The following is a 21062-nucleotide window of genomic DNA, read 5'->3' as shown; positions in this document are numbered from 1 at the left end:
CGCTCGGCGAGCGGCCGTCACCGTCGATGCCGAATTTCATCTGGAGCGATGATAGGCAGCCGGGCGCGGACACAACCAGCAAAAACGCGCGGTGAACGATAATCGGAACGCCGGCCGATATTGGTTCCGGTATTATCGAATATCGTTCGTGCTCAGAAGAACCCGACCCGGGGCAGCGGATTGCCGGTCACCACTCGCTCGCCGATGATCCGCGCCTTGTACGGAGTGGGATTGTGCGAGAAGAGCGTGCGCAGATTGCGCCAGTGCCGGTCGAGATGTGCCGAAGCCCGGGTCGCGGATGCGCCGCCGACGGCGAACAGGTCTCCGGCCGCCTTCAGCGCGATGTCCTCGATTCCGACCTTTGTCTGCGCGGCCTGCAGTGAGGCGATCTCCTCGAGTGTGTCATCGGCCTCGCCGTGCACAAACGCATACTGCGCTGCGCGATCCTGGGCGTCTGCGGCGGCGAGAACTGTCGATTCCGCCACGAACGCTGCGGCGCTGAGCCTTCCGATGACCTCGAGCAATTGCGGATCCTCGGCGGGCGTCGCGGATGTCGCGAAGACATAGCTACGTTGCCGATTGTGCACGAGCGCTGCTGCGTCGTCGAGGACCGAACGCAGAATCCCGGCTGCGATGGCGTGCAGGATCAGTTGTGGTTGCGAGGAACGCGGACGCCGCACGTCATCGATTCGCTCGAAGGGATACAGCTCTTCGGCCTCCACCCGCACATTGTCGAGAATGGTTGTGCCGCTGCCGGTCTCTGCTTGTCCGATGCCGTCCCAGTCGTCGGCATGGACCACCCCGGCACGGTCGGCGGGAATGAGGACCGATACCGTCTCGCCGTTCTCGTCGGCGGCGGTGATGCGCAGGTGATCTGAGTAGATGCTCCCGGTGCTGTAGAACTTGCGCCCGTTGAGCCGGTAGCCGTCGCCATCGCGGCTGAGGGTGGTGTCGAACGTGTACGTCCCCACGGCCGCGCTGCTCAACTCGCTGGAGGCGCCGCCGAACAGTGTTCCCTCGACGATCTTCTCGAGCAGTCGGCGGTCCTTGTCGCCGTGGCGCAGACGGAGACGTTCCTCGGTGAATCCCCAGTGAATACGCAGGATGTGCGGCACGTCGGGATCGGCGTGCGCCAGCCGGATGATCAGTTCGTAGAGCTCACGCTTGGAATATCCACCACCGCCCGATTCCACCGGCACGCGCGCCGCACCGATACGGTGCGTGCGCACCAGGTCCAATGCGAGTACGGGCTTCCCACCGCCCGCATCGCGGCGTCGCCGGGCATCGTCGGCGATCTGGGCGATGATCTCGTCGAGCGTCGATGACGAGAGTGCCGGTGGGGCGACGGGGGTAAGGGTTTCGGTCATGGAACTTCTTTCTCACTTGTTCTGGCGGAATATCGATTCGCATTCTCAATATGCGGACTGCGGGTCGGCATTCATCCTTGAAGCCATATTCCGTGGTGTGCAAGTCTTGGGCCCTTTACGATTCGCGTAGCTCAAGTACGGGTTTTGCCCGGCGACCGGTCACTACCATCTGATGCCGTGCAGACGACCACACGAACCCCACATCACGACGCCATGGGAGGGGATGCGCCATGACCGACCGACAACTCCACCTCAACGCATTCCTCATGACCACCGGCCATCACGAGGCGTCCTGGCGCCTGCCCGAGAGCGACCCGTACGCCGGCACCGACATCGCGCATTACACGAATCTCGCGCAGATCGCCGAGCGCGGCACCTTCGATTCGCTGTTCCTCGCCGACAGCCCGGCGCTGTTCACCGATATCGAGCGGCGACCGTCGGGGTCGCTCGAGCCGCTGACGCTGCTCACCGTCCTGGCCGGGGCGACCCGGCGGATAGGCCTGATCGCCACGGCATCGACGTCGTACAACTCGCCATACAACCTGGCGCGCAGGTTCGCCTCTCTCGACCACGTGAGCGGTGGCCGCGCCGGCTGGAACATCGTCACCACGGCCACCGCTGAGGCCGCGCGCAACTTCGGCTACGACGAGCTGCCCGACCATGCCGCGCGCTATGCCCGTGCCGAGGAGTTCGTGGAGCTGGCCGAAAAGCTCTGGGACAGCTGGGAAGACGAGACGGTGGTGGCAGACAAGGCCGCCGGCGTGTGGGGTGACAACACCACACTGCACCCACCCCGGCACCGGGGCAGGTACTTCTCCGTCGAGGGGCCCTTGAACATCCCCCGTTCCCCACAGGGATATCCGCTTCTGGTACAAGCGGGTTCGTCCGAGGACGGTAGACGCTTGGCCGCGCGATTCGCCGAGGCCGTCTTCACCGCCCAGCAGACGACCGACGAGGCGCGGCAGTTCTACGCCGACCTCAAGGCACGCGCCGCCGCTGCCGGCCGCGATCGGGAAACCCTCAAGATTCTTCCCGGACTGGTGCCGGTGATCGGGAGCACCGAGGCGGAGGCGCTCGAGCGGGAGCGCGAACTCGAGGAGGCGATCGTCCCGAGGTTCGCCCACCGGCAACTCGCCAACACCCTGCGCATCCCCGTCGAGAAGCTGCCACTGGATGAGCCGTTGCCCGGCGACCTCCTTCCCGAGGACTCCATCGAGGGCGCCAAGAGCCGCTACACCCTGGTCACCGAGCTGGCGCGGCGGGAGAAGCTCACCGTGCGGCAGCTGATCGGGCGGCTCGGCGGTGGACGCGGACACCGCACGTTCACCGGTACGCCCGAGCAGGTCGCCGACACCATCGAGGCCTGGTTCACCGGCGGTGCCGCCGACGGATTCAACGTGATGGCCCCGGTGCTGCCGTCCGGGCTGGAATTGTTCGTCGAGCACGTCGTCCCACTTCTGCGTGAACGAGGGCTGTTCCGCCGCGAATACAGCGCGAAGACCCTGCGTGGCCACTACGGACTGCCGCGCCCGGCGAACCCGAACTCGCGCAGGCAGGTGAGCGCCTGATGTCGGAGAACGAACTCCCACAGGACGGGCAGCGACACAACCGGCAGGCACAGGAGTCGCTGCGGCTGTTGGGTTATGGGGAACTCGACAACCCGATCGCCGACCGGACCGACGTCGACCACGATGTGGTTGTCGTCGGCGGCGGTCAGAGTGGTGTGGGCGCCGCCTACGGCCTACGGCGGCGGGGACTTTCGCGGGTCAGCGTCATCGATGCGGCCGCCGGCGAGTCCGGCCTCGCGTGGCGCACGACGGCGCGGATGCGCGATCTTCGCACGCCCAAGACCCTGGCCGGACCCGAGTTCGGCGTACCGGCCCTGTCTTTCGAGGCGTGGTATTCCGGAGTCCACTCCGGGCACGGATATGACGGGTTCGAGAGGGCCCGGACGCAGGACTGGGCCGATTATCTGGCGTGGTTTCGCGCCCGGGTCGCCGTCGAGGTGCGCCACGGAATCCGGCTCACCCGGATAGAGCCACTCGAGAGCGGATTCCTACGTCTGCACCTCGCATCCGATGCCGCCGGGACCGGCGATGCCGCGTCGTCCTGGACGGAGGACACCCGCAAGCTGATCCTCGCCACCGGGGTGTCGGGCACCGGTGGCCCGCTGATCCCGCCGGTCGTCTCGGATCTACCCCCGGCAGTATTCGCCCACACCGCCGACCCCATCGATTTCGACGCCCTGATCGGTAAGGATGTGGCCGTACTCGGTGCGGGGTCGTCGGCTTTCGATGCCGCTGCGACCGCCCTGGAAGCCGGCGCCGCGCGCGTCGACGTGTACACCCGCCGACCCGAACTCACCGTGCAGCCCGAAACCGGTAGGCGTCCGAATCCCCTGGAGCGGGACGTCTTTTCGCTCCTGCCGGACGGTGAGCGTTGGCGGCGGCGTAAGGAGGTCGAGGCCCGGGGCGCCTCCGTGCCCGCCGATTCGGTACGACGCGTCGCCGGCTTCCCGAATTACCATCTGCACGTGTCCGCGCCGTGGAGTTCGGCGGTCGAGTCCGACGGCCGCGTCCGCATCGATGCCGCCGACGGTGTGCGCACAACCGACTTCGTGATCGCCGGGACCGGCTATCAGCAAGATCCGTCGACCCGCGCGGAACTCGGGTCCATCGCTTCCGAGATCGCCCGGTGGCGCGATCGGTACACACCTCCGGTGCACGAGCAATCGGCGGTGCTCGGCGCCGCACCCTACCTCGGACCGGGCTATGAATTGACCGAGTCGGTCGCCGGGTCGGCACCATGGCTCGCCGACATCCACATCTTCAGCATCGGCGCGAACGTGAGTTTCGGTCTGCCCGTCGGCGATATCCCCAGTCTGGCAACGGGACTGCCCCGCCTCACCGACGCGGTGGCCCACGGACTCGTCCTCGCCGATCTGGCGCGAGCACGGACGGCGGTGACGGCGGGCGTCCCCTGACGACACTGCGCTCCCGGGGTCGGCAAACCCGGTGATCGTGACGACGCGGAAATATGGCGTGCGGCTATAGCGACGGACGCGACGATTATTGTCGTGACCGTCGCTATAGCCGCATTTCATATTCGCGGGAGCAGGTACGCGAGCGCGGTTGCGGCAAAGTCGGGACCAGTGGTCCCGCCTACCCGTCCGTCGGGCCCTCCACGACGGTCTCGACCACCTCGACGTCGATGACGTCGCCTTCGGCACCAAGATCCGGCGAAGCCGTACCGGACGGCGCGCCCGGCCCGGCGGCGTCGTCGACGGCCACGTCCGACTCGACGATCGGCAGCTCGTCGGTGACCTCCACGGCCGACTCCCCCGCACCAGGTTCCCCTGCGCCAGGATCCTCTGGGTCAGAATCCCCTGCGCCGGCTTCCTCGGTATCAGCTTCCCCGGTATCAGCTTCCCCGGTGCCGGCTTCCCCGGTATCAGCTTCCTCGTCGGCTGCGGTCACCGTGCTCGCCTCGACGTCTTCTGGTACGGCCGTACCGTCGAGGATCGCCGTCCAGGCCGCCGGCCCATCGAGCGTCAGCCCGACCCGTGCCGCCTGCTCCTCGGCGGCGCGTACCTGGGACATCAGCGCGATAGTGCGCCTTCGCGCGCGATCCTCGGTACTGTCGTCGCCGGCGGTCACGGTGATCGACAGCACCTGCGGATCGATGCGCTCGACCGGATAGCCTGCCGCGGTGAGTCTTTCGAGTACTTTTTGGGTCAGCGCCAGAGCCGGGGCGCCGGTGGCGATTCCGTCGAGAACAGATCCGCGGTGCAACTCGGCGGCCTTGTGTTCCTCCCACTCGCGGATCTGTGTCTCCAGATCCGCGTGGGCGCCGGACAACACACCAGGCGTCCGGCCACTGACCTTGTCGGTGAAGCTGCGGGCGACCCCGTCGATGTCGAAGGGCTCGGTGGGATCGTCAGCGGCGATGCGTGCATGGAAGAGCACCTGCAGCAGCAGATCACCGAGTTCCCCGCGCAGTTCGGTCTGGTCCCCACGCTCGATCGCGTCGAGGAATTCATAGACCTCCTCGATGAGGTAGCGCCGCAGCGATTCATGTGTCTGCCGACTCTCCCATGGTCCGGTGCGCCGCAGCGTGTCCATCAGCGCGACCGCGGCCAGTAGGTCGTTGCCGCTGGGAATCGTCGGCGCGATCACCTCCTCACCCTGCGCAATTCGCGCACGCACCAGGGGATGCTGCGCGTCTGCCGCGAGCAGGGTGCCGGCGATCTCGTCAACGGTGAAGACCGGCTGAAAGTGGTCGAGATCCCAGAGCACGCCGGTCGGGACGTCCTCGGTCACGTAGACGGTGCCGGACAGATGAGCTCGCGCCCGAACCGGAATCATGTCCGGTCGGAGTGGATCGAGCAGGACGACCGTCATCCCTGGCACGCCTTTCGGTAACGGGCTGCGGTAACAACAGCCATGAAACAACATTCCAACGGTAAACGCTCGGGTGCGCACAACGTGGGATCTCGGGTGGCGATTTCCTCACCTCGACGCCGCTGGGTACCGCCGGGATTCTACGACGCCGGGGCGGGTTTGATCTGCGTGAGGAAGGTCGTGAGGTAGTCGATCAGTTCGTTGTCGCGCAGCCGCGCCGACCCGACACCGCCGGTGCGTGGGATCGGCAGGGTGACCACCGAGGTCGTCGCCCGATACGACGCCGCCGGATACAGCCGTTTGAGGCGCACCTGCTCACTGTCGAGCAGATGCAGCGGGGCAAGTTTCACATTGGTCCCGACGGTGCCGACCTCGGCGACACCACGCTCCCGGCACCGCAGCCGCAGCATCGCGATGGCCGCAAGCCTGCGGGTTTCCTCCGGTGGCTCACCGTAACGATCGACCAATTCTGCCAGCACCGCTTCCACATCGCTGTCGTCGGCTGCGGCCGCGAGCTTTCGATACGCCTCGAGCCGCAGGCGATCGGAGTCGACGTATTCGACCGGGATGTGCGCGTCGACCGGCAGATCGATACGGACTTCGGGCGTCTCCTCGGCCACCACCGGGTGGCCGTCGGCGGCGGCCCGATAGGCCTCCACCGCCTCGCCGACGAGCCGCACGTACAGGTCGAAGCCCACTCCGGCGACATGTCCCGATTGCTCCGCGCCCAGCACATTTCCGGCTCCGCGCAGCTCGAGATCCTTGAGCGCCACCGCGATTCCCGCCCCGAGCTCGTTGTTCTGCGCGATCGTCGCCAGCCGATCATAGGCCGTCTCGGTGAGTGGCCGGTCGGGACTGTAGAGCAGATAGGCGTAGGCGCGTTCGCGACTGCGGCCCACACGTCCGCGCAGCTGATGTAGTTGCGACAGACCGAGACTCTCGGCGCGGTCGACGATGAGGGTGTTCGCATTCGCGATGTCGAGGCCGGTCTCGATGATGGTGGTGCAGACGAGCACGTCGTACTCGCGATTCCAGAACCCGGCCACCGTCCGCTCGAGCTGGTCCTCGTTCATCTGCCCGTGGGCGACGACGACCCGGGCCTCGGGCACCATGTCGGCAATGTCCTTGGCGGTCTTGTCGATCGAGGAAACCCGGTTGTGCACGTAGAACACCTGGCCGTCGCGCAGCAGTTCTCGCCGGATGGCCGCGGCCACCTGCTTGCGCGCATAGGCGCCGACGTAGGTCAGCACCGGGTGCCGTTCTTCGGGCGGCGTGAGAATCGTCGACATCTCGCGGATGCCGGCCATCGACATCTCCAGGGTGCGCGGGATGGGTGTCGCCGACATGGTCAGCACGTCGACGTGGGTGCGCAGCGATTTGATGTGTTCCTTGTGCTCGACACCGAACCGCTGCTCCTCGTCGACGATCACCAGACCGAGGTCCTTCCAGATGATGCCGGTCTGCAGGAGCCGGTGGGTGCCGATCACCACGTCGACGGACCCCTCGGCCATCTGATCGATGATCTCCTTGGATTCCTTGGCGTCGGTGAACCGCGAGAGGCCGCGCACCCGCACCGGGAAACCGGCCATCCGTTCGGTGAAGGTCTGCAGATGTTGTTGCGCCAGAATCGTGGTGGGCACCAGAACCGCGACCTGCTTGCCGTCCTGTACCGCCTTGAACGCCGCGCGCACCGCGATCTCGGTCTTGCCGTACCCGACGTCGCCGACGACGACGCGGTCCATCGGCACCGGCTTCTCCATGTCGTCCTTGACCTCGCCGATCACCGTCATCTGGTCGACGGTCTCGGTGAAGTCGAAGGCGTCCTCCATCTCACGCTGCCACGGGGTGTCCGGACTGAACGCGTAGCCGGGAGCGGCGTGGCGGGCGGCATAGAGTTGCACGAGTTCGCCGGCGATCTCGCGAACGGCCTTGCGCGCCTTGCGTTTGGTGTTCTGCCAGTCCGATCCGCCCAGCTTGGACAACGAGGGCTGCTCGCCGCCGACGTAGCGGGACAGCTGATCGAGGGCATCCATCGGGACGAAGAGGCGGTCACCCGGCTGACCGCGTTTGCCCGCCGCATACTCGAGCACGAGATACTCCCGGCGCGCCCCGGACACGGTGCGTTCGATCATCTCGACGAACTTGCCGATGCCGTGCTGATCGTGGACGACGAGGTCGCCCGCGGTCAGTGCCAGCGGGTCGACCTGGTTGCGCCGCTTGGCCGGTAACCGCCGCCCGTCGCGTGCCGCGGCCACCCGGGCGCCGGTGAGGTCGCTCTCGGTGATCACCACCAGCCCGGCCGACGGTGCGACGATACCGCGCCGAAGTGTGCCGCAGTAGACGGTCACCTCGCCCGGCACGGGGGTGGCGCCCGGCTCGGCGAGGACGTGGCGCACCTCCGCGTCGGCGAGGCGTTCGGCAGTGCGTGCCGCGGTTCCCTTGCCCGCCACGACGATTGCCGCCGGCTTGGCGGTGGCCACATGGGCACGCAGCATCGCGAACGTCTGCGCGATCTCGTCGTCGCTGCCATGCGGGGCGGGGCCGGGTTCCAGGTCGAGTTCGAATTCCGCACCCGATCCCGACGACAACGGACTCATGGTCCACCACGAACGGCCGGCCGCGACGGTGGTCTCGAGGACCTCGTCGAGGGGTCGGTACGCACTGGCCTGCAGGTCGATTCCGGCTGTGCCACCGCGGGTGTCGATGGGAGCGGTCGCACCGAGGGCCGCAGCGTTCCACGACGCCTCGAGGAACTCCGCTCCGGTGGTCACAAGGTCTCCGGCTCGGGTGCGAACCTTCTCGGGGTCCAGGATGAGCACGCGCGAACCGTCCGGAATGACCTCGGTCAACAGTTGCATCCGACCCTCGACGAGCGCCGGGATCAGAGCTTCCATGCCTTCGACCGGGATGCCCTGCGCGAGTTTGGCCAGCATGTCCGACAACCCCGGATCCACGGAATACTCGGCGGCGAGATCGGTGGCCCGCCCTCGCACCTGCGCGGTCAGCAAGAGCTCCCGGCCCGGATGGATCTGTACGACCGATGCCTCCACCTCGGGCTGACTTCGCTGATCGGCGACCGAGAAGGCACGGATCTCGGTGATCTCGTCACCCCAGAACTCCACGCGGACGGGGTAATCCGCGGTCGTCGGGAACACGTCGAGGATACCGCCGCGCACGGCGAATTCCCCTCGGCGCCCGACCATGTCGACGCGTTCGTAGGCCATCTCGACGAGGTCGGCGAGCAGTGTGTCGAAATCGATCTCGATGTTCTCGCGCAACGTGATGGTGCGGACCTCACCGAGACCCGGGGCCATCGGCTGGACCAGCGAGCGCACCGTCGTCACCACCACACGCAGCGGCTTGTCCCCCGGCTGGGCGAGACGGTGCAGCACTGCGAGCCGACGGCCGACGGTGTCGGCCCCCGGCGAGAGACGCTCGTGCGGCAGGGTTTCCCATGACGGGAACTGGGCCACCGCGTCGGGGTCGTCGAGGAGTTCCTGCAATTCGGCCGTCAGATCGTCGGCCTCGCGCCCGTTGGCCGAGACGACCAGCAGCGGCGCCGGCCCCTGCGCCAGCGTGGTCACCACGAACGGCCGCGCGGCGTCCGGTCCGGTGATGTCGAGGCGGGGGTCGTCGCTCCGCTCACGAAGGGCTGACAGTGATGCGTCCGAGGATGCGACCTCGGCGAGCCCGGCGAGAGCGGGAGATGATGACACTCATGTGAGTGTAGGTTGTCCGCGCCGCCGCGCTGTCCGGGGCCGACGGGCCGCCGAGCGGGTGATCGGCGCTCAGTCCGCGTCGGTCGGGCGATGGTCGGGTTCGACGTGATCGGGTCCGACCAGTTCGGGGTTCGGGTCGAGCCGCGTGAGTCCGTTCCAGCACAGGTTCACCAGGTGGGCGGCGACGACCTCTTTGGAGGGTTCGCGCACGTCGAGCCACCATTGCGCCGTCACCGACACCATGCCCACCAGCGCCTGCGCATATAGCGGTGCGAGTTCCGGGTCGAAGCCGCGCCGCTCGAAGTCCCCGGCCAGAAGATGCTCGACCTGGCTGATGGCGTCGTTGAGCAGACTGGAGTAGGTGGTCGTATCACTGGTGTTGGCGGAGTCACCACGCACCAGAATCCGGAACCCGTCCGTTCGATCTTCCATGTACGTCAACAAGGCCAGCGCAACCTGCTGGATGCGATACAACGAGCGGTTCTTGCTCAGCGACGAGGTGACCATCTCGAGCAGGGTTTCCATCTCGCGGTCCACCACCACCGCATAGAGGCCTTCTTTTCCGCCGAAATGCTCGTACACAATGGGCTTGGAGACCCCGGCCCGCTGCGCGATCTCCTCGATCGTCGTCGCATCGAAACCGCGTTCGGCGAACAGCCCGCGCGCCACCTCGATGAGTTGCAGACGACGCTGGGCCCCGGTCATCCGTGCCCGCGGCGCGCGCTGGACCTCGTCGGACTTGTCGGTGGGACGACTGACTGCCATGCGTGCCACCATATCGAGGTCGCGCCCACGCCACCGCCGCGTCGACTGTTCGCCGCGGCGCCACCGACTTCGACTCACCGTGAGTGAAATCCGCGCGCAATTGTGATCGCATCGACATCTGACCAGGTCAGAAGATTCGAGAGCCACACGAAGGCGCGATGAATCGCCGCCGATATCGGCGAAACGACCTCCGCGATTCCCAGGGTCCATCTACTCTCCTCGACAAGCGCCGCCGGCGCTGTCACCGTCGGCAATCATGTTGTCGCGCGTCGTGACCAGGGAAGGGGCATCGACACGTGCAGCTGTGGAAATACATCGACGACCACGCATCCAACCTGACCTTCCTCACCTATCAGCACGCCTCACTGGCCTTCCAGACCGTGCTCATCGGCACCGTGGTCGCCGTACTCGTCGCGGTCGCCGTGTACCGGCTGCCGCTCGTGTCGTCACTCACTCTCACCTCGAGCCGGGTGGCGCTGACGATCCCATCGCTGGCCCTGCTCGCATTGCTGATCGTGCCGTTCGGGCTCGGCGTGGTGCCCTCGTTCATCATGCTCGCGTTCTTCGCGGCGATGCCGGTGATCGGTAACGCGGTCGTCGGATTGCGCTCGGTCCCCGGCTCGGTCATCGAATCGGCAAAGGGTATCGGCTTGTCGCGCTGGCGGATTCTGCTCACCGTCGAACTGCCCATCGCCTGGCCGGTCATCCTCACCGGCATCCGGGTCTCCACCCAGATGATCGTCGGCGTGGCGGCGATCGTCGCCTACGTCCTCGGCCCGGGGCTGGGATCGCTGATCTTCAACGGCCTTTCCCGCCTCGGTGGTGCCAATGCACTCGAAATGGCGCTCACCGGAACAATTCTCATCGTCCTTATCGCTCTCGTCTTCGACGCACTGCTCGTCCTGCTCGGACGCGTCACGATCTCCAAGGGGTTGTCATGACCGGCGGATCCAACGGCCCTATCTCCCATGAACCGGATTCCCCGGAGCCGGTCTCGAACGACCCGGTTCCGTCGGACGCCCCGGCGTCCGACGGCCGCACCGTCACCGGGGCCTCCATCCGACTCGATGGCGTGGTCAAGCGCTATCGCGGGCAGGACAGTCCGGCCGTCGAGCGACTCGACCTCACCATCGAGGCCGGCGACATCGTCGCCTTCGTCGGCCCTTCCGGCTGTGGCAAGACGACGACGCTGAAAATGATCAATCGGCTCATCGAACCCTCCGAGGGCCGCATCTTCATCAGCGATCGCGACGTCACCCGGGAGAATCCCGACAAACTGCGCCAGTCGATCGGCTACGTCATCCAGTCGGGCGGATTGTTCCCCCATTGGGACGTCGCCAAGAACATCGGCGCCATTCCGCGAGTCCTCGGCTGGGACAAGAAGAAGATCGCCGAGCGCACCGAATATCTGCTCGACCTCGTCGGTCTCGACGCCAAGACCTTCGCCCACCGGCTGCCCAAGGACATGTCCGGTGGCCAGCAACAGCGCGTCGGCGTGGCCCGGGCGCTGGCCGCCGACCCGCCCGTGCTGCTCATGGACGAGCCCTTCAGCGCGGTCGACCCCATCACCCGAGTCCGGCTGCAGGACAGTCTGATCGCCATTCATCGAGAACTCGGCAAGACCATCGTCCTCGTCACCCACGATTTCGAGGAGGCCACCAAACTCGGCGACAAGGTGCTCATCCTGTCCGAGGGCGGACACATCGAGCAGTACGCGCCGCCGGACGAGATCCTCGCCAACCCGGCCACGCCCTTCGTCGAGGAGTTCATCGGCTCCGGCGCGACGCTGGCCCACCTCACACTTTCGCGGGTGCGCGACGTCGAGGTCGATCATGTGACGACCGCGCGAGTCGGCGAGGCGTCGCGGCCGGTCATCGAGCGGGCCCGCGCCGCCGGCACCGACTGGGTCGTCGTGGTCGACGAGCACGGACGCCCGCGCGCCTGGCCGACACTGGCCGAGGTCGCCACCAAGAAGACGATCTCGGACTACGTCGATCCGCGCCTCCCGGTGGTCGCCGACTCGGCGACGCTCAACGACGCACTGGATTCGATGCTTGCGGCGAGTCAGGGCGGCACCCTGGTCGCCAACGGGCGGGGCGCGGTCCTCGGCGCCCTGACCATCGCGGCCGTGATGGACATCATCCAGTCCCAACTGGCAGATGCCCGTGCCGACGAGGACGAGGTCTCCTACGCCGACCACCGCGACGGCAGCTCGACTCCCGCCTCCGGCAGCGGATCGGCGCCGGCCTCATGAGACGCCTGCGGCAGTTACCGGTGGACGTGATCTTCGAGCCGGTGGTGTTCCTGGTGATCGGTATCGGATACTTCAGCTGGTACGCCACCACGACGTTCACCGACACCGAACAGACCTCGCTGGCGTGGCCGACGTTGCAGACCACGATCCTCGACCACATCAAGCTCGCCCTGACCGCCGCGGTGATCGTGATCGTGATCGCCATCCCGCTGGGCATCGTCCTGACGCGGCCCTCGATGCGCTGGCTCAATCCGATCGCGGTGAACATCGCCAACATCGGTCAGGCCGCGCCGGCGGTCGGCCTGCTGGTGTTGTTCACCTTCTGGCTCGGCACCGGCTTCAAGACCGCGGTCATCGGCCTCGTCGTCTACGCCGTGCTGCCGATCCTGCAGAACACCATCGTCGGACTCCGTCAGGTCGACCAGCGCACCATCGAGGCGTCCCGCGGGATCGGTTACTCCGCGTTCCGCACCCTCGTCCAGGTCGAGTTGCCGCTCGCGGTTCCGGTGATCCTCAACGGTGTCCGGACCGCGCTGGTGATCCTCGTCGGCACCGCGACGCTGAGCACCTTCATCGGCGCGACCAGCCTCGGCACCCTGATCACCACCGGCGTCACGTTGTTCCTGCCGAAACTGCTGATCTCCGGGGCGATCCTGGTCGGTCTGCTCGCCATGGTCATCGACTGGCTCGGCCGGATCGTCGAGCTGGTCGCCACTCCCCGAGGTGTGGCATGACAAGTACGCGCACACAACGACTCCTGCGCTCGTCTCGTGGACTGCTGGTGGCGCTCGCCGCGGTGCTCACGATCGCCGGCTGCGGTCTGGTGAGTTCGTCGGGCACCTTCGAGAAGGCCTCGCTGCCCGACGGGAAGAAGCCGCTCGAGGGTGCGTCGCTGACGGTGACGTCCAAGAGCTTCACCGAAGGCGTGATCCTGGGCAAGATCACCGCGACCTACCTGGCCGCCGCGGGTGCCGACGTGACCGATCTGACCGGCGCACCCGGCTCCGCCTCGTCGCGCCAGGCGCAGCTCAACGGTGACGCCGACATCCTGTGGGAGTACACCGGCACCGCCTGGATTAACTATCACAACCAGACCGAGACCATCGCCGACCCGAAGGTCCTGTGGCAGACGGTGCATGACATCGAGCTCGCCGATCACGACCTGGTGTGGCTGCCCCCGGCCAATTTCAACAACACCTACGCCTTCGCGGCGTCGTCGGCGACGGCCAAACGCCTCGGCGTCCGGTCGCTGTCGGATGTGGCCAAGCTCCCCGTCGCCGACCGCACCTTTTGCGTCGACGACGAATTCTATTCGCGCTTAGATGGTTTCGGGCCAATGCTCAAGAAATACGGGATACCGCTCGGCGACCCCAACGGGGTCCCGCTGACCAACGTGACCCGGATGGATGCGGGCGTGATCTACACCTCGACCGCCAAGAGCTCGCCCTGCAACTTCGGCGAGGTCTACACCACCGACGGCCGCATCAAGAACCTCGACCTGACCGTCCTCGACGATGACAAGAAGTTCTTCCTGCCCTACAGCGGAACCGCCGTGGTGCGCAACGAGGTGCTCAAGAAGTACCCGGAGATCGCCGATCTCCTCGGCGACATCTCGCAGCGGCTGAACTCCGACATCATGCAGGACCTCAACGGTCGTGTCGACATCGACGGCGAGGACCCGTCGACGGTGGCCTACGACTGGCTCAAGAGCGAGCACCTCATCGCCTGAGAGCGCCACGTGGGCACCGGTCACGCTCGCGGTCAGCGCCCGGCCTTGTGCGCCGCCTGCATGTCGCGTACCTGCGCTTCGGTCATCGCCGGCGCACCCAGTGGTGCCCGCCGGGGCTCGGCGCGCACGGCGTCGAGGAACAGATCGAGATAGCGGCGCCACGTTCCCGGAGCCGTCTGCTCGGTCGCCTCGGCGATGGCCTTGATCATGGTGAACAGGGCGAAGAAGTCGGTGAACGCGAGGTCTGGGCGCAACACCCCGGCCGCCATCGCCCGCGCGAAGATCCGGTTGATGCGCTCGGACAGCGTGGCCTTGAATCTCTCGATCTCCGGGTTGCTGTGGTCGACGGTCATGATGATCGCCGCCAGCCCGCGGTCCTCGGCGAGGATTCGGCACATCCACGTCGCCAGTCCCTCCACGGCATCCCAGGGGTCCTCGTTGTCGATCGCCTCGGCCGTACGCGCGACCACAGACTCCAGGTGATCGATGAACACCCCGAAGACGAGCTCGTCGCGATTGGCGAATCGGCGGTAGACCGTTCCCACGCCGACACCGGCTGCAGCGGCCACCTCGTCGAGGGAGACGTCGAGGCCGCGCTCGGTGAAGAGGTCACGGGCCGCCCCGATGATCCGCTGACGGTTGCGCTCGGCGTCGGCCCGTAGCGGCTTTTCCGGCGTAGCGGGCATCTCCGACGCGGATTCAGTGGGCATCATCACAGATTAGCAACCGGAGGAATCATCTCCGGTTGGGGCCGGTTGCCATCCCGGTAAGCGGAGGAACGTCTTTCATCTAATCCTCAGGAGCCCCGATGACAACCACTCTCGAAAAGTCCGGTGGCGACGGCGCCACCACAGAATCGGCCGGAGACCGACACCACCGCCTTAGGTGGGTCATCCTCGGCGTGCTCGGTCTCGCCCAGCTGATGGTGGTGCTCGACGCCACCATCGTCAACATCGCTCTGCCCCATGCCCAGACCGCGCTGCAGTTCGGCGATGCCGACCGTCAGTGGATCGTCACCGCCTACGCGCTGGCTTTCGGCAGTCTTCTTCTGCTCGGCGGCCGGCTCTCCGACCTCCTCGGCCGGCGGACCACCTTCATCATCGGTCTGATCGGCTTCGCGGTGATGTCGGCGATCGGTGGTGCCGCGGTCAACTTCGACATGCTGGTCGCCGCCCGCGCCGGTCAGGGCGTGTTCGGCGCCTTGCTGGCACCTGCCGCACTGTCGCTGCTGAGCACGTCGTTCACCGACCCCGCCGAACGCGGTAAGGCCTTCGGCATCTTCGGAGCGATCGCCGGCGGCGGCGGCGCCCTGGGGCTGCTCCTCGGCGGAATGCTGACCGAATGGGCCAATTGGCGCTGGTGCCTCTACGTCAACCTGGTGATCGCGGCGATCGCGCTCGTCGGGGCCGTCCTGTTCATCGGCCCGCATCGTGCCGACGTTCGTCCCAAGCTGGACCTGCCAGGGGTCGTCACCGTCTCGACGGCACTGTTCTCGATCGTGTACGGCTTCTCCAACGCCGAGACCAACGGCTGGGCCGACTGGGCCACCATCACCTGGCTGATCGTCGGTGTGGCGCTGTTGGGTGTGTTCGTGTGGCTGCAGTCGCGGACGCCGCACGCACTGCTCCCCCTGCGGGTGATCCTGGACCGCACTCGCGCCGGCTCCTACCTCACGGTGTTCATCACCGGAATCGGAATGTTCGGGATCTTCCTGTTCCTGACCTACTACCTGCAGCAGAATCTGCAGTTCAGCCCGATTCGCACCGGACTGGCGTTCCTGCCGATGATCGGAGCCCTCATCGTCACCGCCACGACCTCCACCGCGGTGCTGCTGCCGCGCTTCGGGCCGCGCTGGCTGATGACGGCGGGGATGACCACCGCCGCTGTCGGAATGGTGCTGCTCACCCAGCTCTCCGACTCGAGTTCGTACGCGGTGAACATCCTTCCCGGCCTGCTCATCATGGGTGTGGGCATCGGTGCCTCCATGGCCCCGGCAATGCAGGGCGCCATCTCGGGCGTCTCCCACGACGACGCCGGAGTCGCGTCGGCAACGGTGAACACGATGCAGCAGGTCGGCGGGTCGGTGGGTACCGCGCTGCTGAGCACCATCGCCTCCAGTGCCGCGGCGTCCTACGCAACCAGTCATATCGGGCACACCGCCAACATGGAGCAGCTGAAGATGATGGCGGCTGTGCACTCCTACACGGTGGCGTTCTGGGTGGCCGCGGGAGTCTTCGCGGTCGGCGCAGTGATCGCAGGCTTCGTCATCCGCAGCGGGCCGCTGCCCGTCACCGAGGGCGACGCGGCTCCGATGGCTCACTGATCTGTCGCGACTCACCGAACTAGCACGACCCACGGCCCGGCCACCGGCGATTCCGGTGGCCGGGCCGTCTGTATGACCGACAACGGTGATCATCGGCCCGGCGGACCTGCGGCGCGGTATCCGGGCACCGGCATCGGCCAATGACGTTGAGATTTCAGGGGTTCCATGTCCGACCCACCTGAAGCGGGTACGCGCGTAGCCTCGGGCGAGAACCCCGCTGTGCGAGTCCTGTCCGCCAGGCGCACGACGAGCGGGTAGCGTACCGCGAGAAGACGACCCCGCGATGGGACCGCCCGACGCCCGGTGGGCAGGAGGAACACCGCAGTATGCATGACCCCGCCGACCGCAGTGGCTCCGTTCTGGGTGACTACACCCTGCGACGGCTGCTGGGTCGTGGCGCCATGGGCGAGGTCTACGAGGCGCTCGACACCCGCCGCGGGCGCACCGTCGCCCTCAAGCTGCTGTCCCCGCAATTCGCCGGCGATGCCGTGTTCCGCGAACGATTCCTCCGCGAGTCACGCATGGCAGCGCAGCTGAACGACCCGCATGTGATCCCGATCCACGACTGGGGCGAGATCGACGGCTTCTTGTTCCTGGACATGCGTATCGTCAGCGGCGGCAACGATCTGCGGCACCTCCTGAGCTCTGGTCCGTTGACTCCGGATCGAGCGGTGTCGATCGTCGAACAGGTCGCCCAAGCTCTCGATGCCGCACACGCTGCCGGACTCGTGCATCGCGACGTCAAGCCAGACAACATCCTCATCGACAGCGGCGACTTCGCCTACCTGGTCGATTTCGGTTTGGCGCAGACCACCACCGATCCGCGACTCACCGACACCGGTGCAGCGGTGGGATCGTTCGCGTACATGGCGCCCGAACGATTCGGGGCAGGCAATATCGCGACCCCCGCGACCGACATCTATGCATTGACCTGCGTCTTGGTCGAATCCCTCACCGGTGCGGCACCTTTCGGCGCGGGCGACCTGCAGGTGCTCGTCGCCGCGCATCTCAACCAGGCGCCCCCGGTCCTCGGCAGCCCGTTCGACGCGATCGTCGCGCGCGGCATGGCCAAGAATCCGGCCCACCGTTTCGGCACCGCAGGCGAGCTCGCCCAAGCAGCCAATGATGCGCTCGAAGGCCGGGTTCCACCCGGGACGGCGTTGCCGCCGAGCGGACCACTCCAACCGGCCGCCACCGGACCGGGACCGATGGGGCAGCCGATGGCCCCCAATGCGCCGATTGTGCACAGCACACCGCCGGCTCCCGGCGCGCCCATCGCCCCCGGAGCGCCGATGAGCCAAAATGCGCAGATGACGCAGGCCACCCAGCCGCTGCCGCCGATCACCTACATTCCTCCGCTGGCCGGCCCGGTGCCAGGTTCTCCACACACGGGGTATCAGCCTGGGCGACAACATGTTCCGCAGTCTGCGAACCGCAACACCGATGCTCGCGTCGTGGTGGTCGTCGCGGCGGTGGTGTTCTTGTTCATCATCGTGATCGCGGTGGCGTTGGTCGTGGCCCTCGCCTGAACGGCGTCGCGTACCCCGGCTTCAGAACGGTGGGGGATCCGCGTCCTGGGCGGCGTGGTAGGCGGCGTGGTGTGTGGCGCTCGCTGCGGTGCGTGGTGCGGTGAAGCGTGCGGCGATGCGCGGGTCGGGTGGTGTGCCCGGCCCGGCGCGTCGGTGCAGGGCGGGGAACAGGTCGCGGCCGGTGTAGGCGTTGCCGGCGAAGATGTAGCCGTCCGGGGATTGGAAGAACACCGCCCCCATAGGTGTTTGGTGATCACGCCACCCGACGGCGAAGGTCTTGTGCCGGTGGTGAAACCGGCACAACGGTTTGATGTTGTGTTCAGCGGTCTTCCCACCGGCGGACGGATCGGTCTTGTCGAACGGGATGGTGTGGTCGAGGTCGGCGGCCCGAACCTTGTTGGTGCAGCCGGGAAAGGTGCAACACAATTCGCCGGCCAGGACGAGTTCCCGCAGTTTACGGGGGATCTCGTAGGTGTGCTCGACCGCGGTGCGTGCGGCTGCGCGCTGAGCGGCAGGATCGCCGGGATGAATGTAGGTGCGTTTGGCCTCGGTGAGCAGACTCCGGGCGATGTCGGCGTCGAGGACGCCGTGTCCGTCGAGGAACGCCGGATCCTCATCGAGGCCGAGCAGCGTCGACAGGTTCACCACAATGTGAAACTGCGGCCGCGGCGCATGAGTGTGACCACAATCGGCAGGCTGGGCCGCCGCGTCGGGTTCCACCTCGACCTCGACTTGGGCCTCGGTCTCGGTCTCGGTCTCCGGCTCCGGTTGCGGGTCGGTGCAGGCGAGGCATTCACACGCCAGGTGTTGGTGACCGCGGGCCAGCGCGATGAGTGCGTCGGCGCGTTGCTGCGATGCGGACCGCGGATCGGCGCGGTGCACGGCGGTGATCATCGCATCGAGGCGGGCATCCAACACGGCGGCCTGGGCGGCCGGTAGCTGTCCGGATATCACCGAGTGGCCAGGCATCTCGCGGTGCGGGCGGATGCGGATGTGGCGTTTCTGGTCGGCGGTGTCGCGGCGGCGCCGCACCGCGGCCGGGTCGATGCGGGTGATGGTGGCGTCGATCATGGTGCGGAAGCGGGTCATCGACATCGGATCGCGGCCCGCGATCTGCTCGGCCAGCGCCGCATCCAACGACTGGGCGTGCTCGTCGGCGACCATGTCGGTACGGGACACGATCTCCTGAAAACGCGATAGGTCGATACGCCCCGCCGCCAACTGCTTACCGGTTTCGGGTAGCCGATACATCATCGAGGCGCCGGTTTCGATCATCCGTTTCGCTTGTGCCGGTGGCAGCGTCAGGACGGCACCCACCTCGGCAATCGCGGTGGTCAAACCGTCCGGGCCCAGGCGGGCGATCCGATCTCTCCCGTCGGCGAGCAGTCGCGCCAACTCGTCGGTGTCGGTAAGGCCGGCGGGGACGGTGACCTCGCCGCTGCCGATCTCGCGGTACACGCGTTCGAGGTACTCGTATTCACGGTCCTCATACATCAGCAACGCCGCCTGCAACATGCGGTAATCCATGGAGGACTTCGCCGACTGGCAGTGATAGAGCACCTCGACCAGTTCCCGCGAGTACAGCTTGTTGTCATCGGCCAACTGCGTGAACAGAGACTCCACTCGAGACCCGGAAATCCCTGTCACACCGATGCTTTCATCGGCGTGGCCTGGGACTTCGCCGCCGGTGTGGTCCATACCCGAAACCATACGGGGAGGGTCTGACAACTTTGTCCCGGAAGCACTGAACACGCTTGTGCCGTAGATCGGCGTCACCCAGTGGCAGCGATCTACGGCGCTGATCGAATCACGGCTTAAGACACCGGGCCGGGGCCAAAATGGGCATCCCTGCTGTTCTCCTATGACAGGAGCAGTGCTATCACCACATCCGCCGCTGCTCGAGCCCGACACCACGAAGGAGAATCCCTGATGACCAGCGGAAACCACGACTCCGGACAGATCACCCGCACGGCCGGCACCGAGACCGCCGTCCTCGCCGGCGGGTGCTTCTGGGGCATGGAAGATCTGATCCGCCGACAGCCGGGTGTACTGGCCACCCGCGTCGGCTACACCGGCGGGACCAACGATCACGCGACCTACCGCAACCACCCCGGACATGCGGAGGCCGTGGAGATCGTGTTCGACCCGGCGCAAACGACGTACCGCGACATTCTGGCGTTCTTCTTCCAGATCCATGATCCGACGACGAAGGACCGCCAGGGCAACGACGTCGGCAGCAGCTACCGCTCGGCGATCTTCCCGTTGGACGCCCGGCAGGAGCAGATCGCGCGGGACACGATCGCCGACGTCGACGCGTCCGGACTGTGGCCCGGGCCGGCGGTCACGACCGTCGAATCACCGGGACCGTTCTGGGAGGCCGAGCCCGAACATCAGGACTACCTCCAGCGTTACCCGGCCGGGTACACCTGCCACTTCCCCCGACCGGGATGGGTGCTGCCACGGCGGGGCGAGACGCCCTCGGCGCCATGATGTCTCGCGTCGGTCAGTGGGACTGTTCGGCCAACTTGGCCAGGTTGTCGATCGACGCGCGCAGGCGCTCGGCGGTGGTGGTGCGCGCCCGTTCCATCCGGCCCGGGTCGGTCAACTCGGTCCAGTCGTAGGTGTGGGTGACCCGGACGTGCGTGTCGTCGATCGACTCGATCTCCCACCGCCACAGATGCCCGGGGCTCGGCTTGCCCGGTTCACTGGGCAGCCAGGCGATCAGCCGTCCTTCGTCGAACTCGACGACCTGGTTGTCGCGCACCGCGTCGTTGGTCAACCGCATCGAGAAGGTCTCCCCTACTCCATGGATCCGCCCGCCGCCGACGAGTTCGGCAAGATTGTCGTTGCCGTCCCAGTCGGGCTGGCGGGCCGGATCGGCGATCAGCTCGAAAACCGTTGCGGCGTCGGCCGAGATGTCGTGGGTGGCGGATCGAATGCGCTCGTCGGTGATTGACACAACCGAGAGCCTAGCGT

The 21062-nt window shown here is 66.7% G+C and carries 16 protein-coding genes; 9 read left to right on the top strand and 7 right to left on the bottom strand.

Going from position 1 to position 21062, the window contains the following annotated elements; translation table 11 throughout:
- Positions 1-152: 152 nt before the first annotated feature.
- Positions 153-1367, bottom strand: coding sequence for an acyl-CoA dehydrogenase (locus ACPXB3_RS16080; RefSeq protein WP_425728398.1), 1215 nt, complete (start codon positions 1365-1367; stop codon positions 153-155).
- A gap of 230 nt (positions 1368-1597) precedes the next feature.
- Between ACPXB3_RS16080 and ACPXB3_RS16075 the strand changes: the two genes are divergently transcribed.
- Positions 1598-2935, top strand: a complete 1338-nt coding sequence (locus tag ACPXB3_RS16075; RefSeq protein WP_425704728.1) for an LLM class flavin-dependent oxidoreductase — start codon at positions 1598-1600, stop codon at positions 2933-2935.
- Complete coding sequence (locus ACPXB3_RS16070; RefSeq protein ID WP_425704729.1) at positions 2935-4350, top strand: NAD(P)-binding domain-containing protein; 1416 nt, start codon at positions 2935-2937, stop codon at positions 4348-4350. The genes ACPXB3_RS16075 and ACPXB3_RS16070 overlap by 1 nt, the downstream gene beginning before the upstream one ends.
- A 178-nt stretch (positions 4351-4528) precedes the next feature.
- Here ACPXB3_RS16070 and ACPXB3_RS16065 read toward each other — a convergent pair whose 3' ends face one another.
- The 3 genes from ACPXB3_RS16065 to ACPXB3_RS16055 all read right to left on the bottom strand — a co-directional run bounded on the left by ACPXB3_RS16065 (position 4529) and on the right by ACPXB3_RS16055 (position 10251).
- The gene (locus tag ACPXB3_RS16065) at positions 4529-5767 is read right to left on the bottom strand and encodes a MazG nucleotide pyrophosphohydrolase domain-containing protein (protein WP_425728396.1); all 1239 of its coding nucleotides are present in this window, start codon (positions 5765-5767) and stop codon (positions 4529-4531) included.
- A gap of 140 nt (positions 5768-5907) precedes the next feature.
- Positions 5908-9483 carry a transcription-repair coupling factor gene (gene mfd, locus ACPXB3_RS16060; RefSeq protein ID WP_425728395.1) on the bottom strand — a complete coding sequence of 1192 codons (3576 nt, stop codon included), beginning with the start codon at positions 9481-9483 and terminating at the stop codon, positions 5908-5910.
- A 72-nt stretch (positions 9484-9555) separates the two neighbouring features.
- On the bottom strand, positions 9556-10251 hold the full coding sequence (locus ACPXB3_RS16055; protein ID WP_425728393.1) for a TetR family transcriptional regulator: 696 nt from the start codon (positions 10249-10251) through the stop codon (positions 9556-9558).
- A 296-nt stretch (positions 10252-10547) separates the two neighbouring features.
- Here ACPXB3_RS16055 and ACPXB3_RS16050 point away from each other — a divergent pair, with 296 nt between their 5' ends.
- From ACPXB3_RS16050 to ACPXB3_RS16035, 4 genes are read left to right on the top strand one after another with little or no spacing between them, the layout of a single operon-like run.
- The gene (locus ACPXB3_RS16050) at positions 10548-11192 is read left to right on the top strand and encodes an ABC transporter permease (protein WP_425704733.1); all 645 of its coding nucleotides are present in this window, start codon (positions 10548-10550) and stop codon (positions 11190-11192) included.
- The gene (locus tag ACPXB3_RS16045; RefSeq protein ID WP_425728391.1) at positions 11189-12505 is read left to right on the top strand and encodes an ATP-binding cassette domain-containing protein; all 1317 of its coding nucleotides are present in this window, start codon (positions 11189-11191) and stop codon (positions 12503-12505) included. The genes ACPXB3_RS16050 and ACPXB3_RS16045 overlap by 4 nt, the downstream gene beginning before the upstream one ends.
- Positions 12502-13239 (top strand): ABC transporter permease, encoded by a 738-nt coding sequence (locus ACPXB3_RS16040; protein WP_425704735.1) that lies wholly within the window; start codon positions 12502-12504, stop codon positions 13237-13239. The genes ACPXB3_RS16045 and ACPXB3_RS16040 overlap by 4 nt, the downstream gene beginning before the upstream one ends.
- Positions 13236-14234 carry a glycine betaine ABC transporter substrate-binding protein gene (locus ACPXB3_RS16035; protein ID WP_425728389.1) on the top strand — a complete coding sequence of 333 codons (999 nt, stop codon included), beginning with the start codon at positions 13236-13238 and terminating at the stop codon, positions 14232-14234. The genes ACPXB3_RS16040 and ACPXB3_RS16035 overlap by 4 nt, the downstream gene beginning before the upstream one ends.
- A 32-nt stretch (positions 14235-14266) precedes the next feature.
- Here the strand turns inward: ACPXB3_RS16035 and ACPXB3_RS16030 are convergent, their stop codons facing one another.
- Positions 14267-14944 carry a TetR family transcriptional regulator gene (locus tag ACPXB3_RS16030; protein WP_425704737.1) on the bottom strand — a complete coding sequence of 226 codons (678 nt, stop codon included), beginning with the start codon at positions 14942-14944 and terminating at the stop codon, positions 14267-14269.
- Between the two features lie 98 nt (positions 14945-15042).
- Here ACPXB3_RS16030 and ACPXB3_RS16025 point away from each other — a divergent pair, with 98 nt between their 5' ends.
- A complete protein-coding gene (locus ACPXB3_RS16025) occupies positions 15043-16557 on the top strand; it encodes an MFS transporter (protein WP_425704738.1) in 1515 nt (504 codons plus the stop codon).
- Positions 16558-16883: 326 nt separating this feature from the next.
- Positions 16884-18086: a protein kinase domain-containing protein gene (locus ACPXB3_RS16020; RefSeq protein ID WP_425704739.1), complete on the top strand. Its 1203-nt coding sequence runs from the start codon at positions 16884-16886 to the stop codon at positions 18084-18086.
- A 21-nt stretch (positions 18087-18107) separates the two neighbouring features.
- On the opposite strand, the gene ACPXB3_RS16015 is transcribed toward ACPXB3_RS16020, so the two are convergent.
- Positions 18108-19709: a DUF222 domain-containing protein gene (locus ACPXB3_RS16015; RefSeq protein ID WP_425704740.1), complete on the bottom strand. Its 1602-nt coding sequence runs from the start codon at positions 19707-19709 to the stop codon at positions 18108-18110.
- Between the two features lie 306 nt (positions 19710-20015).
- Between ACPXB3_RS16015 and msrA the strand changes: the two genes are divergently transcribed.
- Positions 20016-20576: a peptide-methionine (S)-S-oxide reductase MsrA gene (gene msrA / locus ACPXB3_RS16010; RefSeq protein WP_425728387.1), complete on the top strand. Its 561-nt coding sequence runs from the start codon at positions 20016-20018 to the stop codon at positions 20574-20576.
- 13 nt (positions 20577-20589) lie between these two features.
- On the opposite strand, the gene ACPXB3_RS16005 is transcribed toward msrA, so the two are convergent.
- Positions 20590-21039 (bottom strand): SRPBCC family protein, encoded by a 450-nt coding sequence (locus ACPXB3_RS16005; protein ID WP_425728473.1) that lies wholly within the window; start codon positions 21037-21039, stop codon positions 20590-20592.
- Positions 21040-21062: the final 23 nt, after the last annotated feature.

The organism is Gordonia sp. DT219 (assembly GCF_049847065.1).
Lineage (GTDB): Bacteria > Actinomycetota > Actinomycetes > Mycobacteriales > Mycobacteriaceae > Gordonia.
This window is presented reverse-complemented; position numbering and strand designations above follow the sequence as displayed.

Excerpts from the sequence above, each read along its gene's own strand:
- ACPXB3_RS16080 (WP_425728398.1), bottom strand. The coding sequence starts at position 1,367 with ATGACCGAAACCCTTACCCCCGTCGCCCCACCGGCACTCTCGTCATCG.
- ACPXB3_RS16075 (WP_425704728.1), top strand. The coding sequence starts at position 1,598 with ATGACCGACCGACAACTCCACCTCAACGCATTCCTCATGACCACCGGC.
- ACPXB3_RS16070 (WP_425704729.1), top strand. The coding sequence starts at position 2,935 with ATGTCGGAGAACGAACTCCCACAGGACGGGCAGCGACACAACCGGCAG.
- ACPXB3_RS16065 (WP_425728396.1), bottom strand. The coding sequence starts at position 5,767 with ATGACGGTCGTCCTGCTCGATCCACTCCGACCGGACATGATTCCGGTT.
- ACPXB3_RS16055 (WP_425728393.1), bottom strand. The coding sequence starts at position 10,251 with ATGGCAGTCAGTCGTCCCACCGACAAGTCCGACGAGGTCCAGCGCGCG.
- ACPXB3_RS16045 (WP_425728391.1), top strand. The coding sequence starts at position 11,189 with ATGACCGGCGGATCCAACGGCCCTATCTCCCATGAACCGGATTCCCCG.
- ACPXB3_RS16040 (WP_425704735.1), top strand. The coding sequence starts at position 12,502 with ATGAGACGCCTGCGGCAGTTACCGGTGGACGTGATCTTCGAGCCGGTG.
- ACPXB3_RS16035 (WP_425728389.1), top strand. The coding sequence starts at position 13,236 with ATGACAAGTACGCGCACACAACGACTCCTGCGCTCGTCTCGTGGACTG.
- ACPXB3_RS16030 (WP_425704737.1), bottom strand. The coding sequence starts at position 14,944 with ATGCCCACTGAATCCGCGTCGGAGATGCCCGCTACGCCGGAAAAGCCG.
- ACPXB3_RS16025 (WP_425704738.1), top strand. The coding sequence starts at position 15,043 with ATGACAACCACTCTCGAAAAGTCCGGTGGCGACGGCGCCACCACAGAA.
- ACPXB3_RS16020 (WP_425704739.1), top strand. The coding sequence starts at position 16,884 with ATGCATGACCCCGCCGACCGCAGTGGCTCCGTTCTGGGTGACTACACC.
- msrA (WP_425728387.1), top strand. The coding sequence starts at position 20,016 with ATGACCAGCGGAAACCACGACTCCGGACAGATCACCCGCACGGCCGGC.